Origin of the sequence: Streptomyces sp. NBC_01478, from assembly GCF_036227225.1 — a bacterium.
GTDB lineage: Bacteria > Actinomycetota > Actinomycetes > Streptomycetales > Streptomycetaceae > Streptomyces.
The window spans coordinates 8,693,657-8,713,714 of sequence record NZ_CP109444.1 but is presented as its reverse complement, the minus strand read 5'-3'; the positions used below and the strand labels follow the sequence as shown (position 1 = coordinate 8,713,714).

The window sequence follows — 20,058 nt, the reverse complement described above, 5'->3', positions numbered from 1 at the left end:
CAGGGGCGGTCCGCCGCGTCAGTGCTTTCCGTTGTGCGAACCACTGTCGGTGTCGCCGGTGCTCGAGTCGTGGATGGCGTCCAGTACGCCGCTCTGGGTGCCCAGCACGCTCTTGAGGTTGGTGAGGGTGCCGTCGCCGATGCTGACGATGGCCTCGGACAGGGACGAGCCGGTCTGGACGGAACCCTCCCGCTGTTGTTTCTCCTGCGGCCGCATCTGCTTCGCGAAGTCGTCGTCGTGTCCGGGCCAGCCGGAGGTGGACGACACGTCCGTGATGAACTCGTTGATCATCTCATTGGCCAACTGGCTGATCTGCTCGATCTGCCGGGTGCCGGCGACGAGCGCGGGCGGGCTGGCGGAGTAGGCGTTCGACATCTTCTTCTCAGTCCTCCGGGTCTTCGCTGATCTCGTCGCGGAGCCGGCCGGCCCCGCGCCGTCGGCCGCCCTTGGGGCCCTCCAGGACACCGGGGCCGAAGATCTTGTTCCAGTCCACGTCGAAGCCGGTGATCTCGGGCGCCTCGGGGTTGGCCTTGGTGAAGGGCTCGAAGGTGGCCATGACGTGCCGGGCCATCCGGGCCCGGGCCTCCTGCACCGCCTCCAGCACGCTCGCGGAGAGCTGACCCGCGGGCATCGTGCGGTACTTGTCGTCCAGGAAGGTCAGCGCGCGCAGGTCGCCCTGCGCGCTGACGGTCACCTCGACCGCGCGGTCCGCCGAGCGCACCGTGCTCTCGGCGTGGGCGAGTTCGCCCTCGGCGCGTGCCACCGCGGCCTCGGTGGCCTCCAGTTCGGCCATCGCCTTGGCCAGCTTCTGCTCGATCGACTCACTGCTCATCCGGCACCTCGTGTGCTCTCCCGAAAGGAACGTCCCGTGTTCATCGGCCGATCACCGCCGGTGAACCGCCCTCGTCGGTGCCCCAGACGTCCTCGTCCTCGGTGAGCCACGCGTCGCGGGCCCGGTCGCCGCTCTCCGTGGAGCGGCCGTTCTGGCCGGCGGCGTTGTTGCCGGGACCGCCCACCGGGTACGGGGCGCTGGACGTGGTGGGCCGGGTCAGCACGATGTCCTCGTCCTCGTCCACGGAGGCGGCCCGGGTGTTCCGGCCACGCCGGGTGGAGGTGTTGGACGGGTCGGTGAGGACGGCCCGGGTGCGCTCGGTGGCGCCGCCCTGTCCACCGCCTCCGCCGCCTCCCATGCCGCCGCCCATGCCTCCCATGCCGCCCATGCCCATCGGGTTGAGCGGGGTGCCGCCGGACGCGCTCTGCGCGTCGGTGGAGGCGGCGGCGAGGCTGCTGGTGTCGAGGGCGTCGGAGCGCAGCGGGCCGCCGGTGTAGGGGGTGCTGTCGTAGTCGTCGTAGCCGCCGTCGAGGCCCGAATCCAGGCCGCCGCCGGACGTGTTGAGGCCACCGCTGCTGAGTCCGCCGCTGTTGAGGCCGGTCGTGTTCAGGCCGCTCGTGTCGAGGCTGGTGCCGTTGTTCAGCCCGCTCGTGTCGATGGTGCTGCCGTTGAGATTGCTGGTGTCGATCGAGGACGAGGGGAGGCCGCTGCCGTCGATGTCGGTGGTGGTCGTGTGGCCCGACGGGTCGGTGGTGGTGAGCTGGCCGGTGTCCGGGTTGAGCGTCTGGACGGAGCCGTCCGGGAACTTCGTGGTGAGCGTGCCGTCGTTGTTGAGCGTGGTGGTGGAGCCGTCCGGGTTGGTGAAGGTGTCGCCCGGGTTGAGGTGCGTGGTGGTGACGTGGCCCGAGGGGTCGGTGACGGAGATCTGACCGGTGTCCGGGTTGAGCGTCTCGGTGGAGCCGTCCGGGAAGTGCGTGGTCACCGAGCCGTCGGCGTTGAGCTGGGCCGTCGAACCGTCCGGGGTGGTGAAGGAGCCGTCGGTCGGGTTGAGCTGCGACAGCGAGGTGGTGCCGTCCGGGTTGAGCGTGCTGACCTGGCCGGTGGTCGGGTCGATGGTCTGGCTGGTGCCGTCCGGGAACTTCGTGGTGAGCGTGCCGTCGTCGTTCAGGGTGGTGGTCGAGCCGTCCGGGTTGGTGATGGTGGTGCCCGGGTTGAGCTGGGAGACCGAGGTGGTGCCGTCCGGGTTGGTGGTGGTGACCAGGCCGGTCGACGGGTCGATGGTCTGGGTGGAGCCGTCCGGGAACGTCGTGGTGAGCGTGCCGTCGCCGTTGAGCTGGGTGGTGCCCCCGGTCGGGGAGTTGAGCGTGGTCGAGCCGTTCTTGGTGGGGTCGTTGCCGTTCAGGAGCGACGGGGTCAGCAGGCTGTTGGCGAGGTTGCTCAGGTCGTTGCCGCCCGAACCGTCGTTGTTCAGAAGGCTGTTGCTGTTGAGGTCGTCGAGCCCGCTGCCGACGTTGTTCAGGCTGTTGCCGAGATCGTCGTTCAGGTTGTTGAGGCTCGAATTCAGCCCGTCACCGATGTTGTTGAGGTTGTCGTTCAGATTGTCGTTGAGGTTCGTGCCGAAGTTGTTGAGGTTGTCGCCGAGATTGTTGAGGTTGTCGTTCAGGCCGTCGTTCAGGTTGTTGAGGTTGTCCCCCAGGTTGTTGAGGTTGTCGTTCACGTTGTCGTTGAGGTTGTTCAGGTTGTCGCCGAGGTTGTTCAGGTTCTCGTTGAGCTTGTCGTTGTTCTCTTTCGCCTCGTCCTCGGCGATCTCGTTCTCCTCCTTCTGGAGGACCTCGGAGAGCGTCTCGTTGTTCTTGTTCTTGACCTCCTGGGCGAAGGCGTCCTCGACATCGGCCCAGGCGTTCTTCACATTGCTGAGCGCGTCGATGGACGGCTGCTTGAGCTTGGAGTCCGCGTGGTCCGACCAGCTCTTGACGGCGCCGTCGGCGACCTTCTGCCAGGTGGTCTTCTGGGTGAGGTCGCCGTAGTCGGGGTGGACCTGCTTGAACCCGTCGGTGGTGGAGTAGGTCGTGACGACGCTCTCGCCCGCGGCGGTGGTCTCCTCCATCACGTGGTTGATGTTGTTGTTGATGACCCACTGACTGATCTCGTCGAGGATCTTCTTCACGTGGTAGTGCGGGTCGTGCTGGCCGTCCGACGCCCAGTTGTTCCACGCGGTCTGCAGGTCGGTGATCGCCTGCTTCAGCGCCTGCTGCGCGGCGGCCAGCGCGTCGCTCAGCTTCGACTTCGGGACGTAGCCGCCGAGGGTGCTGTTGGTCGCCGTGTAGTCGCGGCCGCCCAACTGGGAGACGTAGCCGTCGTAGTTGGTCTTCAGCTCGTCCAGCAGATGCCAGAAGAGGCTGGCCGCCTTGCCCTTCCAGGCCGCCTGGTCCTCGCCGAGCGAGGTCATCCACTGGTTGACGACGTCCGAGTGGTCCTTGAAGAACTGCACCACCCGGTCGAAGGACTGCCCGGTGTTCTCGAAGGAGAGCATGTCGACGGCGTTGGCGTCGACGACCGACAGTCCGCTGTACGAGAAGCCCTGCGTCGAGTACGGCGACGCCAGGATGTGGTCGAGGACCAGCTTGCTGCCCGAGATGTACTGGGCCATCGGCCCCGAGTCCCACTGGACGTGCGAGTACGAGCCCTCGAACGCGCCGCCGCCGACGATGTCCCCACCGCTCCAGAGCGTGGCGCGGCCGTGCTCGTCGACGGTGACGCCGATCATCACGATCCGGGCCTTCTTCATGTCCACGCTGTTGTGCGCGCCGTCCCCGCCGGCGTCGTAGAAGGCCAGGTCGTAGTCCTCGCCACTGTTGACGTGCCAGCCGCCGATCGCCGAGTAGTCGGCCGCGGTCACGGACCTGATGTCCATGCCCTGGATGTCCATCCGGAACAGCTTGAGGTTGCCGAAGGAGTCGTCGTTCGAGCTGCTGAGCTTGGTGAACAGGCTCGACCGGGTCGGGATCGTATAGCCGGTGAAGTCGGTGACGGCCTGGGCGAAGTAGTCGTCCGGGTCGTAGGTGGGGGACCCGGAGGAAGGAGTGCTGTCGGCCATGGGGCGGAACTCCGCTGCTGGGAATGTGGGGGCGAGGACAGGGAGAGAGCGGGGTGCGGGTGCGGGGCCCGGGGCTCGGCGGGAGTCGGCGGGCCCCGCACCGGCATCAGGTCGTCGAGTCGCTGCCGCCCATGTCGCCGTCGACGGTGTCGAAGATGTCCAGCAGCTTCTCGCCGTCGATCGAGTCGAGGCTGTCGCCCTGGGTCTTCAGCAGCTTGGTGATCGTCTCGTCCAGCGCGTCGTCGATGTCGTCGAAGAGCGTCTTGTGATCGGTGAGGATCTTGTCCAGCGCGGTCGCCTGCGTCTTGAGCGCCTCCACGAGGGTGCCCCCGCCGACCGGGTCCGAGCTGTCGCCGCCGTTCATCAGGCCGATGCGCAGGATCTTGGCGAGGCCCTGGGCCGAGCCGGCACCGGTCTCGGCGATCAGGTTCTTCAGGGACCGGACGCCCGCCGGGTTGTCCTTGCGGATTTCCAGCAGATCGCTGATGAAGTCGGCGATGTCGGTGTTCTTGAAGTTCTTCAGCGCGGTCGAGTCGAGGTGGGTCAGATCAGCCATGGGTGCCTCCGCGGGCGGAACGCGCCGGCCCGGTGTACGGCGCGGCGACGGAAGGGGAAGGAGCCTGGACCGCACCGACCGCGAGGAGACCGGCCGGTGCGGTGGAGCCGAGCGGCTCAGCGGCCGATCGTGACCTCGGACCACATCTGGCTGAGCGAGTTCTCGCTGTACTTGTAGCTGTTGGAGATCTCGTTGAGGAGCTGCGAGTGCGAGGTGAGCAGCGTCTCCATGTTCTGCACCGCGCCGTCCCAGGCCGCCTGCTTCTGGCGGTAGGTGTCGGCGTCGTTGCCGTACCAGGTCTTGGACAGCTCGCCGAGTTCGGCTTCGAGGTTCGACAGCGTCTGCGCGATCGCCTTGGTCTGCGCCACCATGTCGTCCGCGGCGTTCGACATGTGGTTGTAGCTGACGTAGATGACACCGTCGGACAGGTTGTCTGCCACAGCTTGCCTCTCTTACGCGATGTGGGGATCGGACGTGACCGCGAGGTCACGGGGAAGGCGGGGTGTCGGTCAGCCGGCGAGCTGGTCGAAGGCCGACTGCGACGCGTTGTACGCCTGGTTGATGGAGTCGTTCGAGGAACCCTGGGTCTTGTTGTGTTCCACGAGGCTCTGGTTCAGCCGGTCGATGACGTCCTCGAGGTTCTTGAGGATGACGTTGCACTGACCGTCCCACTGTGCGAGGAGCTGGCCGTACTGGCCGCCGTCGCTGCCCTGGTAGCCACTGCCCAGGGTGGAACGGGTGCTGTCGACGTCCTGACGGATCTTCACGATGCCGCTGAAGGCGCTCTCCAGGGCCTGGATTCCGTTCCGGGTCGAGCCTTCACTTGACTGCTGGCCATCTCCAGCCATCGTCCCACCTTTCGTAAGTCGATCTAAGGTACGAGTGCAACTGAGCCTAGATTGACGGTAGTTGCGCTGACAACGAACTGAGGAAGATCTGAGGTTGCCGACAGGTTCCGTTCAAAGGCTTTTACCGGTAAGCAACTTGACCGGAACACGACCTTCCGCGACCGATGGTTCTGGCCCGAAGCCGGTTTGGCGTGAACACGATCTCGATCGGCGTGAATTCGTCAGTTCGCCCCACCTGAACCGTTCACCGCACCGTTCGTCGCACCATTCAGCGCACCGCCCGCCGGGGCGCGCCCGGTGAGCGCGGGCAGGCCCGCACCGATGGCCCCGCCGGGACCGGCACCGGCCCCGGTGCCGCACTGGGCCGCCGCGCCGCCGGCCCCGCCCACGGAACCCGAGTCCGACGCGGCTGCCTGGGCGCTGAGTTCGGGCCCGGTCGGCAGCATCGCCAGCAGCGTGGACGGCACCTTGACCGGGGTCTCCCCGTCGTAGCCGAGGGCGGCGAGCGCGTTCGCGTCCGGGATGCGGTACTTCACGCCGTCGTCGCCGATGAGGAACGTGGTGTCGCCGACCGTCTCACCGGCCGCGCCCAACGCCCTGACCAGCGCGCCGTGTCCGGGCCGTGCCACCACCCGGTCCACGGTCACACAGGCGGCGGTCAGCGCCGTCGGGTCGGCCTGCGCGGCCGGGAACAGCGCGGACTCGGCGACCCGTACGGAGGTCACCCGCACCTGCCCGTCGGCCGGGTCGACCTGGGCGCACACCGACTCCCCCGCCGCGAGCGCCAGCGCGCTGGGCGGACTGTCCGGCAGTCCGGCGACCGACGGGTCCGTCCCCGCCGTTCCCGGCGCCTGATGGGCCCGCAGGTCGGAGACGTCGATCGTGACGACGTTCGGCGCCCCTCCGTCGTAGGCCTCCTTGCGGGTGTCCGGATCGCCGAGGAGCAGCGCCGACTGGGTGTCCGTCACCGGGTGCAGGCCGTCCTTCTGCAGGACGTACTCCTGGTTCCCGGAGCCCGCCACCACGCGGAAGACCTGCCCGATCCGGGTGGCCCGGCCGCCCAGTTCCGGACCGTCGGTGCCGCGGCCGTCGACCTTCGGGGTGGCCAGGTCCGGGCCGGTCACCAGGGCGTCCAGGAAGGCCGCCGAGACCGGGCGGGGGGTCACCGGCGCATAGCCGAGGGACTCCGCCGCGCCCGAGTCCTCGTCCAGTTCGAGCCGGCTGCCCTGCCACACCAGGTAGGTGTGCTTGTCCGGGCCCTTGACCACCAGCGCCGATGTCGCGCCGACCGGGGACGTCTCCACCGGGGCGCCCGGCACCAGGGTCGTCTGTGCGCCGGAGCCCGTCGAGCAGACCTCCCACGGCGAGGACTCCAACTCACCTGACGACGGTACGGAGTCGGGGGCGCCGGTGATCCCGACCGGCCGGCCGACCGGGGTGCCCGCCAGCGACGCCGAGCCGACCGACGTGGTCTTCAGGTCGGCGCCGCCGATCAGCACGGCCGAGGCGTAGTTGCGCACCGGGCGCAGCCTGCCGTCGGCGTACAGGTAGCGGGCGCCGGTGTCCTTGTTGACGATCAGGGTGTCGCCGCTGCGCCAGGCGTCGTTGCCGCCCGGCTTGAGCAGCCCGAACACCAGCGCCCCGCCGCAGAACAGCACACCGACGATCACACCCACCAGGGCGCCCCGGCTGGTCCGGCCCAGCGGGCTCTCCGGTGCGTCCGGGTCGGCCAGCAGCATGCCCGAGGTCAGACGTCCCATCATGAACGTGTGCGCTTGCACCTGGTCGCGCTTGGACCGCACGCTTTCCTCCTGCTCGGTCGTTCAGGTTCTGGTCGGGTCGGCCCTGGCGCCCGGTCAGCCGAAAATGCCGCGAAGGGTGCCGAAGACACCCAGCAGCCACAGGGTCAGCGGCAGCAGGGCGATCGCCAGCAGGGAGTGCAGGATCTCCGCCGCGCGGCCCCAGTACGGGACCAGGCGCCGTCCCGGTACGGTCCACACCGCGACGGTGAGGGCCGCCGCCACCGCGAGCAGGCCGGCGACCAGCAGGGTCCGCTCGGTGCCGGACAGGCGCAGCCCCCAGCCGAAGGCCAGGAGCAACAGGCCCCACGCGCCCGGCAGTACGAGCACCAGCCGCTGGGCCGTGTTGACCAGGCCCCGGCCGTGCAGGAGCAGCAGCAGGGACAGGACCAGGGCGACGAGCACTGCCGGGAGGCTCGGGCGGCTGGCCAGGGCGACCAGGCAGGCCGACGAGAGCACGCCCGTCGCGCCGTAGAGCGCGGTCATCCACTCGCCGGCGAGTTCGGTGCGCACCGTCACGTCGTTGCCGCGGTAGGGCTCGATGCCCTCCTGCAACTGTTCCGGGTTGGTCGGCAGCGGGGGCATCCGCATCCCCGCGAACTTGAACGACAGCGAGGGCACCAGGCCCCCGAGCAGCACCGTCAGCGCCGCGATCACTCCGGCCGCGGCCGCCACCCGCACGTCGAACACCGTCATCAGTACGCCGCCCACCGCCGCCGCGAGCGCCACCAGCGCCGAGGCCAGGAACAGCGGGGTGCGGGCCGCGGAGGCCGCGAGGGCCAGCACCGCGCCGCCCGCCCAGGCCGCCGCCGCCCCCAACAGCCGTGCCCCCAGCACCTGGTGGGCCTGCGGGCCGCTCAGCTCACCGCCCGGCACCAGCCAGCCCGCGAGCGCGAGCGCCGGGGAGGCGAGCAGGCCCAGGACCACACCGGTCGCCGGGTCGTCGACCGCCCGGCTGGCCGACGCGGCCCCGGCCAGGAGCAGCAGGCCCGTTCCCACGGCGGTGGCCGCGCGCAGCGACGCGGGCGCGCCCGGCAGGGCCAGCAGGACCAGGCCGGTCAGCACCGCCAGCGCGAGCAGGCCGCGCAACAGCCGGCGGGCCGCCTCCGGGCTCCAGCCGTGCAGCCGGTCCCGGGTGACGGCGGCGATGCCGTCGACCAGGTCGTCGAGGCGTACCTCGGGCAACGCCTCGGTGCGCGGCCGGAGATGGAGCGCCTCGCCGTCGGTCAGTTCGAGGGAGGCGAGGGTCGCCTCCTCGTCGAGCGGCCGGCCGCCGAGGCGCTGGAGTATCCAGCCGTCGTGTTCGAGACCGGTCTCCTCGGCCTCCTCCCCCGCGTACCGCAGCACCGTGGGCAGCAGGTCGGCGACGGGCACGTCGGACGGCACGGCGAGGTCGATGGTGCGGGCCGGGGCCCGCACGGTCAGATGGCACAGGCCGGTCACGGAAGTGTCGGTCATACCGGGGCTCACGTCTCCTGGACATCGAAACGGGGGCACGCGGCGCGGCGTGCGGGGTGGGGGGAACAGGGTGCCGGTGAAGCGGGGGGTGACATGGACGTACAGAGTTGACGGGGTGCACACTACTGACACTCCCTACGACGCGTGTCAACGGGAGCCCCCACCAACGGTGTTGACAGCGTCCTCCACCGTGCCAGTGCCGAGGCCAGATTTCGGTGCATGCCCCCACATGCCGCCGCGGTGCGCGAAGTCCGTTAGGAGCCCCAAGCGTTGAGCGTGGTCCTGTTCCGTCGTCCGGCCCGCCGTCGCGGACCCGACATGCCCGCCGGCGAGTTGGTCCTCCAGGAGCCGCCGACTCTCATGGAGATCGTCCCGGACACGTCCGCGGTGTGGACGTATTTGCCGATGGCGATGATGTCGGTCTCGATGATGATGATGTTCATGCGGTCGGGCGGTCAGTCCAGCGGCATCTTCATGTACCTCGCGCTCGGCATGATGGTGATGGCCGCCGGCGCGATGATGGTCGGTCAGGTGATGCGCAAGGCCGGCGACCGCAAGCAGCGGCTGCGCGGTGAACGCCGGGACTATCTGCGCTACTTGGCGCAGAGCCGGCGTACCGTCCAGCGGGCCGTGGTCGAGCAGCAGCTCGCCCTGGCCTGGCGGCATCCCGAGCCCCGGGTGCTGCGCACCATGGTCCGCACCACGCGGCTGTGGGAGCGCCGGGTGAAGGACGACGACTTCGGCGAGGTGCGGATCGCGGTCGGCGACCAGCAGCTCGCCATGCGGCTGACTCCCGTGTCCAGCAAGCCGGTCGAGGACCTCGAACCGCTGTGCGCGCACGCCCTGCGCCGCTTCATCCGCGCCTACAGCACCGTTCCCGGCCAGCCGATCGCGCTGTATCTGCGGTCCTGGTCAAGGGTGTTGGTGCGTGGTGACCGGGACGCGACCCGCGGGATGCTCCGTGCCGCGCTGGCCCAACTGGCGCTGTTCCACCCGCCGGAGGAGCTGTGGATCGCGGTCTGCGCCGCCGACGAGGTGCGCGCGGAGTGGGAGTGGGTGAAGTGGCTGCCGCACAACCATCACCCCCAGGAGACCGACGGCGCGGGCCCGTTGCGCATGGTGGCCTCGGCCTTCACCGATCTGGAGGACCAGCTCGGCAGCGAGTTCTCCGAGCGGCCCGCGTTCGACCCGGACGCCGTGCCCGGCCGTGATGAGCCGCTGGTGGTGGTCGTGGTGGACGGCGCGGGCATCCCGGCCGGCCACCGTTTCGACGGGCCCGGCTATCGCAACGCGATCGTGCTCGACCTGTCCGACTCGCTCACCTGGCGGCCCGGCCGCACCACGCTGCGCCTCGAGGTGACCCCGGACGCGGTCGCGCTGGTGCGCACCGACCGCAGCCGCAAGGAGCAGACCACGGTCCTGGGCCGTCCCGACCGGGTGGGTCCGGTGGCCGCCGAGTCGCTGGCCCGGCTGATCGCGCCGTACCGGATGAGTCTGTCCTCCGACGCGGTCGAACCGCTGTCCAACGACACCGAGTTGACGACTCTGCTCGGCATCGCCGACCTGCACCGGCTCGACCCCGACACGATCTGGCGGCGGCACACCGGCTCCGGCCGGCTGCGGGTCCCGGTCGCGGTCGGCGCGGACGGGCGGCCCGTGGAGCTGGACATCAAGGAGTCCGCGCAGGGCGGCATGGGCCCGCACGGCATGCTGATCGGCGCGACCGGTTCCGGCAAGTCCGAGCTGCTGCGCACCCTGGTGCTCGGGCTCGCGCTCACCAACTCCTCCGAGACCCTCAACTTCGTCCTGGTGGACTTCAAGGGCGGCGCGACCTTCCTCGGTCTGGACGAACTCCCGCACACCTCCGCCGTCATCACCAACCTCGCCGACGAGGCCGCTCTGGTGGAGCGTATGCAGGACGCGCTGCACGGTGAACTCATCCGCCGCCAGGAGCTGTTGAGGTCGGCGGGCAACTACACGTCGGCGCTGGAGTACGAGAAGGCGCGGGCCGGCGGCGCCGATCTCGCGCCGATGCCCAGCCTGTTCGTCGTCGTCGACGAGTTCAGCGAACTCCTCGCCTCGCACCGGGAGTTCATGGAGCTGTTCGTGATGATCGGCCGCCTCGGCCGGTCGCTCGGCGTGCATCTGCTGCTGGCCTCGCAGCGCCTGGACGAGGGCCGTATGCACCAGTTGGAGTCGCACCTGTCGTACCGGATCGGTCTGCGCACCTTCTCCGCGATGGAGTCCCGGGGTGTCCTCGGTGTGCCCGACGCGTACGAACTGCCTTCGCAGCCCGGCAGCGGCTATCTCAAGAGCGGCATCGAGGCCCTCACCCGTTTCCGCGCCGCCTACGTCTCCGGCCCGTACCGCAGGCGCGGCGGTGCCGTCGCGCAGGCCCGGGTCGCCACGCAGGTGGTGCCCTGGTCGACCGGGTACATCGTGCCGCGCGCTCCGGCGCCGGCCGCGATCGCGGCCCCGGAGCCCGAGGTGGAGGAGAGCGCCGAGAGCCTGCTGGCGGTGGCGCTGGACCGGCTGCGGGACTCCGGGCCGCCCGCGCACCGCGTGTGGCTGCCGCCGCTGGACACCGCGTCCCCGCTGGACGTGCTGCTCGGCGGTCTCGCCGAGGACCCGGACCGCGGGCTGACCGCGTCCCGCTGGACGGGCGCCGGGAAGCTGCGGGTGCCGGTCGGTCTGGTGGACAAGCCGTTCGACCAGCGCCGCGACCCGCTCGTGGTGGACCTCGCCGGGGCGGGCGGCCATGTCGCCGTCGCGGGCGGTTCGCAGAGCGGCAAGTCGACGGTGCTGCGCAGCCTCATCATGGCGCTCGCGCTCACCCACACCCCGCGCGAAGTGCAGTTCTACTGCCTGGACTTCGGCGGCGGCACGCTCTCCCAGCTCACCGGCCTGCCGCATGTCGGCGGGGTCGCGGCCCGCCTCGACACCGAGCGGATCAGCCGTACGGTCGCGGAGGTCACCGCCGTCCTCACCCAGCGCGAGCAGTTCTTCCTGGACAACGGCATCGACTCGATGTCCACCTACCGGCGCCGCCGGGCGGCCGGGGAGTTCCCCGACGAACCGCACGGCGACATCTTCCTGGTGATCGACGGCTGGTCGGCGGTCCGGCAGAACTTCGACCAGTACATCCCGACGTTCAACCAGATCGCCACCAGCGGTCTCAACTACGGCATCCACCTGATCGTCGCGACCGCCCGCTGGCTGGAGCTCACCGCCCCGGTCCGCGACCAGTCCGCGACCCGGCTGGAGCTGCGGCTCGGCGACACGATGGACTCCGTCGTGGACATCCGCAAGGCGAGCGCCGTGCCACAGATCCCGGGCCGTGGTCTGACCGTGGAGACCAAGCTGCACTTCCTGTCCGCGCTGCCCCGCGGTGACGGTTCCACCGACCCGGAGACGCTCAGCGAGGGCGTCGCGGACCTGGTGGACCGGATCGCGAGCGCCTGGCACGGGCCGCGCGCCCCGCAGGTCCGGATGCTCCCGCACCGGCTGCCCGCGGCCGAACTCCCCGAGCCCGAACTCGGCGACGGCGTCAGCCTCAAGCTGGCACTCGGCCAGGACGAGGAGACCCTCGGCACCGTCTGGCACGACTTCTCCCGCACCCCGCACCTGGTCGCCGTCGGCGACACCGAGAGCGGCAAGACCAACCTGCTGCGGCTGGTCGCGGACTCCGTCGTCGCCCGCTACACCCCGGCCGAGGCGCGCATCCTGGTCGTGGACTACCGCCGCGGCCTGGTCGACGCGGTCCCCGAGGAGTACCGCCTCGGCCACGCGGTGGCCCTGGAGGCCCTCAAACAGTTGGTCGGCGGCTCCGCGAAGGCCCTGCGCACCCGTGTGCCGGGTCAGGAGATCACCCCGGCCCGCATGCGGCAGGCCGACTGGTGGACGGGCCCCCGCCTGTTCGTCCTCGTCGACGACTACGACATGGTCGGCGGCGGCACGGTCATGGACCACCCCTTCGCCCCGCTCTTCGAACACCTCGCCCTGGGCCACGAGTTGGGCCTGCACGTGGTGGTCGCCCGCTCGGCGACGGGCGCGGGCCGCGGCCTGAACGACCAGCTCCTGCGCCGCCTCGACGAGGTCAACACCCCCGGCATCCTGATGTCCTGCTCCCCCTCGGAGGGCTACGTCTTCGGCAACGTCAAGCCGCGCGTCCTCCCTCCGGGCCGGGCCCTCCACATCGTCCGCCGCAAGCCGTCCCTCATCCAGACGGCACTGGCGGCGGAGGCGGAGGCGGAGGAGTGAGAGGCCGACACTGAACGGCACGGCCCCGGGCGCCTGTTGGTCGCCCGGGGCCGTGCCGTTTCACGCGGTACGCGGTGTCCGCGAGGCCTGATCCGGCCGTCAGCCCTCCGTTGTCCCCTGGGCACCCGCGCCCACCGGGACGGTGCCCTCCGTGCCTGCCTCGCCCTCGGGCCCGGCCGTACGCTCCGGCTGCCGGGTCGGGCGCCAGCCCAGACGGCGCCCCCGGGGCAGGACGAGGCCGAGCCACACCACCGCGATGATCACGGCGAGGCCGGCCGACGCGGGCCACAGGGCGCGGCGGAGGGGGCCGGCCGCCTTGTCGGCCGGGAGGTGGACCGGGGAGGCGGGGGCGGCGGCGGCCGGTGCCGAAGCGCTGGTCAGGACCGACGTGACGGCCGCGTACGGGTCGAGGCGGGGCACGTCGGCCGGATACGCGGAGCTGCGCAGCAGGCTCGCGGTCTGGGCGGCCGTCAGTTCCGGGTGGACGGAGCGCACCAGCGCCGCCGCCCCCGCCACGAAACCGGCGGCCAGTGACGCGCCCGAGCCGATGTAGTGGCCGGCCTTCTTCGGGCCGATGCCGACAACTCCGTCACCGGGCGCGGCGATTGATGCACTGGAAGTCGTGTACGCGCCGGTCGGCCGCTTGCCGTCCACGTCGACGTCGAGGACGGAGAGCACGCCGTCGTCGGCGGCCGGGTAGTAGTCGCGGGCCGGTGGACTGTCCGTCGCCGAGGTCGCCGTCGCCGGCGTGTCCGGTACGGCGGCGGCGATCACCAGGACGTCCTTCTCCGCGGCCAGTGCGACGGCCGCGCGCAGGGTGGGGGTGTTGGCCGCGAGCGCCGCCGACACCGTCACCACCTTCGCCCCGCCGTTCACGGCGGCCCGGATGCCGTCCGCGACCCGCTCCGCGGTGACCGCGCCCCGCGCGTCGCTGCCGCGCACCGCGAGGATGCGCGCCTGCTGCGCCACACCCGCGAACCGCACCCCGTCCGCCACGGCGGCGCCGACCAGCCCCGCCACGAAGGTGCCGTGTCCCACGCAGTCGGTCCCGGCGTCGCCGACGGCGCTCACCCGTCCCTTGAGCGCGGGGGCGGAGGACGAGACCCCGGTGTCGACCACGCCGACGGTCACCCCGGCACCCGAGGCGAACGGCCAGGTCCGGGTGAGTTGCAGCGAGACCTGTTCCCACGGCACGTCGGTGGCGAGGACCGCCGAGCCCGCCGTACAGGCCGCGTCGGCGTCCAACCGCGCGGAAAGAACCGGGAGTTGGACCGTGCCGTCGGCCGCCGCGGCGGATCCGGCGCCGACGGCGCTCGCGGCGGCCGTCAGCAGCAGGGCCAGACCGGCGGCGAGGGCCCTGCCGTGTGTCGTCGTCATGCCCGGGCCGCCCCGCTGGAGGAGGGAGAGGCGTCCGCCGGGTCGGCGAGGTCCTCCGGGAGAAGCAGGCGCAGGTCGTCGAGGCTGGGCACGGCCAGTCTGCTGAGCCGGCCCGCCTGCCGGGTCATCATCCGCTCCAGGATCTGGCGGGCGGTGCGCGCGTTGCCGAACGACCGGTCGCGGGGCAGCCCGTCGAAGTACTGCCGCAGCACCGGCCCGAGCCCGGCCGCGCACTCGTACCCGAGCTGTACGGCGTGCTCGCGGACGATGGTGACCAGTTCGTCGGAGGAGTAGTCGGCGAACTCGACCCGGCGCGAGAACCGGGAGGACAGGCCCGGGTTGGAGGCGAGGAACATCTCCATCTCCTGGGTGTAGCCGGCGACGATGACGACCACCTTGTCGCGATGGTCCTCCATCAGCTTCAGCAGCGTGTCCACGGCCTCCCGGCCGAAGTCGGAGCCGGACGCCTCACGCGGGGTGAGGGTGTACGCCTCGTCGACGAACAGGACGCCGCCCAGGGCCCGTTCGAAGACCTCCCGGGTCAACTGCGCGGTGTGGCCCACGTATCGGCCGACGAGGTCGGCGCGGGACACCTCGACGAGCTGGCCGCGCGGCAACACGCCCAGGGAGGCGAGGAGTTCGCCGTAGAGGCGGGCCACGGTGGTCTTGCCGGTGCCGGGCGGGCCGGTGAAGACGAGGTGGTGGCTGAGCCGGGGCACCGGGAGTCCGGCGGCCTCGCGCTGCTTGGCCGTCGACACCAGGTTGACGAGGTCGGTGACGTCCCGCTTCACCGCGTGGAGCCCGACCAGCGCGTCCAGCCTGCTCAGCGCGTCGTCGCCGGGGTCGACGGCGTTCGGGCCGTCGGCGGCTGTGCGGGCCGCCTCCTCGCTGATGTCCTGCGGCAGCAGCAGCGAGAGGTCCTGCTCGGTGACGTCGGTGAGCGCGGACAGCCGTACGGCCTGCCGGTCCACCATCTCCTCGAACACCTGCCGTGCGGCACGGCCGTTGCCGAACCCGGCGTCCTTCGGTATCCGCTCGAAGTGCACCGCGAGTGCGTGGCGGGTCTCGTCGGCGAGCGCGTACTGGTGGCGTACGCACATGCTCTCCATGATCTCCACCAACTCGGGCACGGAGTAGTTCTCGAACTCGACGGTCCGTGAGAAACGGGACGCCAGACCGGGGTTGGAGCCGAGGAAGCTGCGCATCTCGTCGGAGTAGCCCGCCGCGACGACGACCACGTCCTCGCGGTGGTCCTCCATCAGCTTCAGCAGCGTGTCGACGGCCTCGCGCCCGAAGTCGGCCCCGGAACCACGGGAGTCGGCGGTGAGGGTGTACGCCTCGTCGACGAACAGGACGCCGCCCAGGGCCCGTTCGAAGGCCTCCGTGGTCTTGATGGCCGTACCGCCGATGACCTGGGCGACCAGGTCGGCGCGGGAGACCTCGACGAGGTGTCCGGAGCGCAGGGCGCCCAGCTCGGCGAGGATCGTGCCGTAGAGGCGGGCCACGGTGGTCTTACCGGTGCCGGGCGGGCCCGCGAAGACCAGGTGGCGGCTCATCGGCGGTGCGGACATGCCGAGTTGGGCGCGACGCCGGGCGAGCTGGGTGAGGTTGACGAGGGTGCGGACCTGTTCCTTGACGTTGTCGAGGCCGATCAGGCTCTCCAGCGCGGCCATCGGTCCGTCGGGGCGTCCGGGCCCCTCCGACTCCGGTACGGTGCCCGCCGGGTCGGTGCCCTCGGCCTCGCCGAAGCCCCAGGCGTCGCGGGACTCGTTGCCGGTGCTGGTGAGGTTCTCCACCGCGAGCCGGCCGCCCGCCTTGGCCTGCACGAGGCCGCCGCCCTTGTTGTCACGGACCGTGCAGCCCACCACGGACACCGGCGCCTCCGACTCGACGCGGATGCCGTCGCGGTCGTTGCCGGCCGCCTCACAGCCGTTCAGGGAGGCCCGGCCGCCGTCGCGGACCAGGAAACCGTGCTCGGCGGAAGCGGCGGTCCGTACCCGGTTGGCCGTCAACTCGCCGCCGGTGTCCACGAGTACACCGCAGCCGCCGGCCGAGACCAGCTCGCCGTCGCGCAGCGCGGCCGTGCCCTCGCCGCCGATCTCAAGACCGGCACCACCGGGGTTGTTGACCCGGAATCCGGCGAGATAGACGTTGCCGCCCGCCGCGACCTCCGCGCCCGCGCCGCCCGGCGCCTCGACCGTGCAGTCCTCGACCCGGCCGCGTCCGCCGTCGCGCACGGAGACCCCGCTGCCGCCCGCGCCGGTGATCCGGGCGCGCCGCACCAGCGGGTTGGCGTTGCCGCGGATCACCACACCGGTGCCCTTGACGTCGATGATCTCCACGCGCTCCAGCTCGGCCGCCGCGTCCTCTTCGAGGACGACGCCGTCCGACTCGCCGTCCCGGACGGTCAGCGAGGTCAGCGTGGGCGAGGAGGCACCGGCCACCCGCAGCGCCGCCATCTGGGCGCCGGTCAGCCAGCAGTCCTCGTACGTGCCGCGTGAACGGTCCGTCACCAGCAGGCCGTTGCCCGTGGTGCGGGCGGTGCGGCAGCGGCGCAGCACCGGGTCGCTGCCGTGCGAGACGATGATGCCGGGGCCACTGCTGTTGGTGACCCGCACCTCCTCCAGCTCGCAGCGGGCGGTGCTGGTCACATGCACGCCGATCGAGGTGTCGCGGATCACGGTCCGCAGCACCCGGATCGCGCTGCGCTCCTCAAGTGCCAGTGAGGGCTTGTCCGTTGAAGCCAGGTCGCAGTCCTCGATCGAACCCTGGGCGTCGCCGTTGGCGAGCACGCCGTTGCCGCGCGCGTCGCGTACCGTGCAGCCGCGCAGGGTGGCCCGGCCGCGCTCGCCGATCACCACACCGCTGGTGCCGAGGTGTTCGAGGGTGCAGGACTCCAGCGAGCTCTCGGTCGGCGAGGTGACGACGACCCCGGCGCCGGTGCGGTTGGACACCCGGCACTCGCGCATCGCCAACGAGCCGGAGTTGCGCGCCAGTACGGTCGTCCACGAGGCGCCGGACAGATCGCAGCCCTGCATCGCGACCTGCCCGTGCGAGGCGTCCACGGCCGGCTGTTCCTCGTCCTGGCCCTGGACCACCAGGTCGGTCAGCATCACCGCGTCCACGCGCAGCGAGATCACGATGCCCTTGCGCGGTGCCAGCCGGACGGTGCCGCGCGCCTGTTCGGCGACGATGGTCACCCGGGTGGTGACGACGAGATTCTCCTCGTACGTCCCCGGGCGCACACTCAGCACCGCGCCTCCGCGCGCCCTGGCCAGGGCCTCTCCGATCGTCCGGGCGTCCCCGGTGCCCTCCGGACAGACCGTCAGTACCTGGCGCACTCAGCTGACCTCCTCGTGTCGGCACCTGTCGGTTGCGGCAACCCCATCATGCCGTCCCCGCACGCGCGTTCCCACTCCGGTCCGGAAAGCGGAACGTGCGGAGGGGGTGTGCGTGGTGCGGCACAACAGTGCCGTACGGCGAATTATGGGCTGTTGCGCAACAGCCGTACCAGCGCCGGGGCTTGTCCGTGACGATTGTTAACTCCGGTGAAAGGAACCGCCGTTGGCTCATGCGCGTGAATGGACGTGAATAGGATTGCGCACACAGACGTACGACGAACTGCTGGGCGAACGAGAGCGGACAGGGCGGATGACAGACCGAACCGGACCGGCCGCGCGGAATACGGCGGCAGAGAACGCAGAGGGCTCTGCGGCGGGTTCCCCGGCCGGGGAAGCGACGGCCGCGGACCCGACGACCCTCACCTTGGCGGCATCCTCGGCGGCGGCGTCCGCCGGGGAGACCGCCACCACGTCGGCCCCGGCGAGCACGGCGAGTGCGACACCCAAGTCCCGTTCAGGGGCTGTCGGTTCGGCCGGGACGATCTCCGCGGAGTCCGTCGCGGCGGAGCTGAGCCGGCCGGCGACCTCGACCGCAGAGGCCGAGGCGCTCGCAAGTGCCGGCCCTGAGCCGGCGGAACCCGCGGGACCGGCCGGCCCGGAGTCCGCCTCCGCCCGGCCGGCGCGGCAGGAGGCCGAGGCCGAGGCGCCCGCCGGGGTGCTGGCCGCGAGCGCCCCCGAGGGGGACGGACCCACGCCCGGAGCCACGGCGGCCGCGTCCGTCGGCCGCCCGGGCCGCCCGCTGCTGGCCGGTGCGGCGGTGCTCGGCGCGCTGCTGATCGCCGTGCCGGGGCTGCTGATGAGCCGGGACCGGACGCCGGAGAGCCATGACCGGGTCGTCGCCGACCAGGCGGGCACGATCCTCGGCGACGGCGCGACACAGGGCGCCGGGGCGTACGCCTCCTCCAGCCCGTCCGCGCCCGTCGCGCACGCCACACCGAAGATCGCCCAGCCGCACAAGACCTCGCCGGGCAAGACGACCGTCGCGCAGCCGGCGAGCGAGCCGACGACGGTCAAGACGAAGAAGCCGGCCGCGGCGGCGAAGCCGACGAAGAAGTCCACCACGACCAAGTCGGGGACGACCAAGTCCGGGACGAAGTCGAGCACGACCACCACGTCGAGCTACCCGTCGGACATCCTTGTCACGGCCACCCGAGTACTGAAGGCGGGTCAGTCGATCAACGCGAAGAAGGCGCGGCTGCGCATGCAGTCCGACGGCAACTTCGTGCTGTACGACGAGAACAACAAGGCCCGTTGGGCCACCATGACCTTCGGTTCGAACTACCACGCGGTCTTCCAGGCGGACGGCAACCTCGTCGTCTACACATCGAGCAACCAGCCCGTCTGGGCCAGCCAGACCAGCGGCCACAACGGCGCCATCCTCCGGCTCCAGGGCGACGGCAACATGGTGATCTACTCCGGCGGCTCGACCGCGATCTGGGCCAGCAACACCCAGCACTGACGCACGCGACCCGAACTCCCTTCGGCCCGCGCCCTCTTGGGGGTGCGGGCCGAAGTCGCGGGCTCAGCTCTCCGTGAGGGTGACGTCCTGGTCCCGCACGGCGTGGAAGCGCGGCAGCGGCAGGCCGCCGCCGGAGGACAGTTCCATCACCGTGGCCTCGACCCGGGCAGCGCCGGGAGCGACCGGGTCGGACGAGGGCTTGCCCGAGTTCTGCCAGGCGTGCTCCATGCCGTCGCAGACCGCGCGGGTGCCGCCGATGCCGTGCCGGACCGAGGGGTCGCCCTGGGAGACGGAGGAACTGACAAAAGCGGCACCGGAGTTGCCGAGACAGCGGTAGGTGCCGGAGAGGGTGACGGTGCCGTCCGGGGCGATGCTGCCCGCGGGGTCGACCGTCACCGTCTCGTACGGGGCGGCGGACGCGGTCGCGCCGGGGGCGGCGGCCAGCAGAAGCAGCGCGGCACCGGCCGCCGAACCGAGGACGGAACGCAGGGACATGGAAATACCTCCTGAAGTCGAGAGGCCTCCACTGGTACCGCTCGACCGGCCCGACTCCCGTGATCCTCACTCCTTCGGTGGCGAGTCCGCACCGAGCGTCGTGGAACCGTCCGAGTGTTGTCCGCGTGTTGTCACGCTTCACAGCAGGCGGTTCCGATGAGTTCGCGGCGGGAGGATGGTCTGTCTATGCGATACGGGCGGCGACGGAGCCGCCGGAACGGATCGCATCCGACGTGGAGGTACGCCATGTGTTCCCACCAGTCCTCGTGCCCCGTGACCGACACCGACACGACCACCCCGCACATCGTCTCCGCCCACCCCGAGCAGGGCTGGACGCTGCTGTGCGACGGCGCGATCGTCTTCGACGACCTGGGCGCCGTACTGCCCGACGGCCGGATCGTCGCCCCGCACCGGGTGCCGGCGGACCAACTCGCCGTCGCCGCCTGACCGTTCCCACCTGATCGTCTTCCGGGACG

Annotated in this window: 14 protein-coding genes; 3 read left to right on the top strand and 11 right to left on the bottom strand. The window is 71.1% G+C overall.

Translation table 11 applies throughout. From position 1 onward, the window contains the following. Positions 1 to 18: 18 nt before the first annotated feature. The 8 genes from OG223_RS39395 to eccD all read right to left on the bottom strand — a co-directional run bounded on the left by OG223_RS39395 (position 19) and on the right by eccD (position 8,590). Positions 19 to 375 carry a hypothetical protein gene (locus tag OG223_RS39395; RefSeq protein WP_329259430.1) on the bottom strand — a complete coding sequence of 119 codons (357 nt, stop codon included), beginning with the start codon at positions 373 to 375 and terminating at the stop codon, positions 19 to 21. A gap of 7 nt (positions 376 to 382) precedes the next feature. Continuing rightward, positions 383 to 832 carry a YbaB/EbfC family nucleoid-associated protein gene (locus tag OG223_RS39390; RefSeq protein WP_329259427.1) on the bottom strand — a complete coding sequence of 150 codons (450 nt, stop codon included), beginning with the start codon at positions 830 to 832 and terminating at the stop codon, positions 383 to 385. 40 nt (positions 833 to 872) lie between these two features. Next, positions 873 to 3,929, bottom strand: a complete 3,057-nt coding sequence (locus tag OG223_RS39385; RefSeq protein WP_329259425.1) for an AAWKG family protein — start codon at positions 3,927 to 3,929, stop codon at positions 873 to 875. Positions 3,930 to 4,035: 106 nt separating this feature from the next. Then, positions 4,036 to 4,485 (bottom strand): type VII secretion system-associated protein, encoded by a 450-nt coding sequence (locus tag OG223_RS39380; protein WP_329259421.1) that lies wholly within the window; start codon positions 4,483 to 4,485, stop codon positions 4,036 to 4,038. Between the two features lie 116 nt (positions 4,486 to 4,601). Further along, complete coding sequence (locus tag OG223_RS39375) at positions 4,602 to 4,925, bottom strand: WXG100 family type VII secretion target (RefSeq protein WP_019075403.1); 324 nt, start codon at positions 4,923 to 4,925, stop codon at positions 4,602 to 4,604. A gap of 69 nt (positions 4,926 to 4,994) precedes the next feature. After that, a complete protein-coding gene (locus OG223_RS39370; RefSeq protein ID WP_019065061.1) occupies positions 4,995 to 5,333 on the bottom strand; it encodes a hypothetical protein in 339 nt (112 codons plus the stop codon). A gap of 221 nt (positions 5,334 to 5,554) precedes the next feature. Next, complete coding sequence (gene eccB / locus OG223_RS39365) at positions 5,555 to 7,135, bottom strand: type VII secretion protein EccB (protein ID WP_329259417.1); 1,581 nt, start codon at positions 7,133 to 7,135, stop codon at positions 5,555 to 5,557. A 54-nt stretch (positions 7,136 to 7,189) separates the two neighbouring features. After that, positions 7,190 to 8,590 carry a type VII secretion integral membrane protein EccD gene (gene eccD / locus OG223_RS39360; protein WP_329259414.1) on the bottom strand — a complete coding sequence of 467 codons (1,401 nt, stop codon included), beginning with the start codon at positions 8,588 to 8,590 and terminating at the stop codon, positions 7,190 to 7,192. Positions 8,591 to 8,908: 318 nt separating this feature from the next. Between eccD and eccCa the strand changes: the two genes are divergently transcribed. Further along, positions 8,909 to 12,850, top strand: a complete 3,942-nt coding sequence (gene eccCa, locus OG223_RS39355) for a type VII secretion protein EccCa (RefSeq protein ID WP_329265718.1) — start codon at positions 8,909 to 8,911, stop codon at positions 12,848 to 12,850. Positions 12,851 to 12,949: 99 nt separating this feature from the next. Here eccCa and OG223_RS39350 read toward each other — a convergent pair whose 3' ends face one another. Both OG223_RS39350 and OG223_RS39345 read right to left on the bottom strand, forming a co-directional pair. Next, positions 12,950 to 14,227 (bottom strand): S8 family serine peptidase, encoded by a 1,278-nt coding sequence (locus OG223_RS39350; RefSeq protein WP_329259411.1) that lies wholly within the window; start codon positions 14,225 to 14,227, stop codon positions 12,950 to 12,952. Next, a complete protein-coding gene (locus OG223_RS39345) occupies positions 14,224 to 17,568 on the bottom strand; it encodes a right-handed parallel beta-helix repeat-containing protein (protein ID WP_329259408.1) in 3,345 nt (1,114 codons plus the stop codon). Before OG223_RS39345 ends, OG223_RS39350 begins: the two co-directional genes overlap by 4 nt. Positions 17,569 to 17,992: 424 nt before the next feature. Between OG223_RS39345 and OG223_RS39340 the strand changes: the two genes are divergently transcribed. Next, positions 17,993 to 19,087: a hypothetical protein gene (locus OG223_RS39340; protein ID WP_329259405.1), complete on the top strand. Its 1,095-nt coding sequence runs from the start codon at positions 17,993 to 17,995 to the stop codon at positions 19,085 to 19,087. A gap of 63 nt (positions 19,088 to 19,150) precedes the next feature. On the opposite strand, the gene OG223_RS39335 is transcribed toward OG223_RS39340, so the two are convergent. Beyond that, on the bottom strand, positions 19,151 to 19,582 hold the full coding sequence (locus tag OG223_RS39335; RefSeq protein ID WP_329259402.1) for a DUF6299 family protein: 432 nt from the start codon (positions 19,580 to 19,582) through the stop codon (positions 19,151 to 19,153). A gap of 246 nt (positions 19,583 to 19,828) precedes the next feature. Here OG223_RS39335 and OG223_RS39330 point away from each other — a divergent pair, with 246 nt between their 5' ends. Then, the gene (locus tag OG223_RS39330) at positions 19,829 to 20,029 is read left to right on the top strand and encodes a DUF5999 family protein (RefSeq protein ID WP_329259399.1); all 201 of its coding nucleotides are present in this window, start codon (positions 19,829 to 19,831) and stop codon (positions 20,027 to 20,029) included. The last annotated feature ends 29 nt before the right edge of the window (positions 20,030 to 20,058 follow it).

Bases quoted from the DNA above. Each gene is read 5' to 3' on its own strand.
- OG223_RS39395 (WP_329259430.1), bottom strand. From the start codon at position 375: ATGTCGAACGCCTACTCCGCCAGCCCGCCCGCGCTCGTCGCCGGCACC.
- OG223_RS39390 (WP_329259427.1), bottom strand. From the start codon at position 832: ATGAGCAGTGAGTCGATCGAGCAGAAGCTGGCCAAGGCGATGGCCGAA.
- OG223_RS39385 (WP_329259425.1), bottom strand. From the start codon at position 3,929: ATGGCCGACAGCACTCCTTCCTCCGGGTCCCCCACCTACGACCCGGAC.
- OG223_RS39380 (WP_329259421.1), bottom strand. From the start codon at position 4,485: ATGGCTGATCTGACCCACCTCGACTCGACCGCGCTGAAGAACTTCAAG.
- OG223_RS39370 (WP_019065061.1), bottom strand. From the start codon at position 5,333: ATGGCTGGAGATGGCCAGCAGTCAAGTGAAGGCTCGACCCGGAACGGA.
- eccD (WP_329259414.1), bottom strand. From the start codon at position 8,590: ATGACCGACACTTCCGTGACCGGCCTGTGCCATCTGACCGTGCGGGCC.
- eccCa (WP_329265718.1), top strand. From the start codon at position 8,909: ATGCCCGCCGGCGAGTTGGTCCTCCAGGAGCCGCCGACTCTCATGGAG.
- OG223_RS39350 (WP_329259411.1), bottom strand. From the start codon at position 14,227: ATGACGACGACACACGGCAGGGCCCTCGCCGCCGGTCTGGCCCTGCTG.
- OG223_RS39335 (WP_329259402.1), bottom strand. From the start codon at position 19,582: ATGTCCCTGCGTTCCGTCCTCGGTTCGGCGGCCGGTGCCGCGCTGCTT.
- OG223_RS39330 (WP_329259399.1), top strand. From the start codon at position 19,829: ATGTGTTCCCACCAGTCCTCGTGCCCCGTGACCGACACCGACACGACC.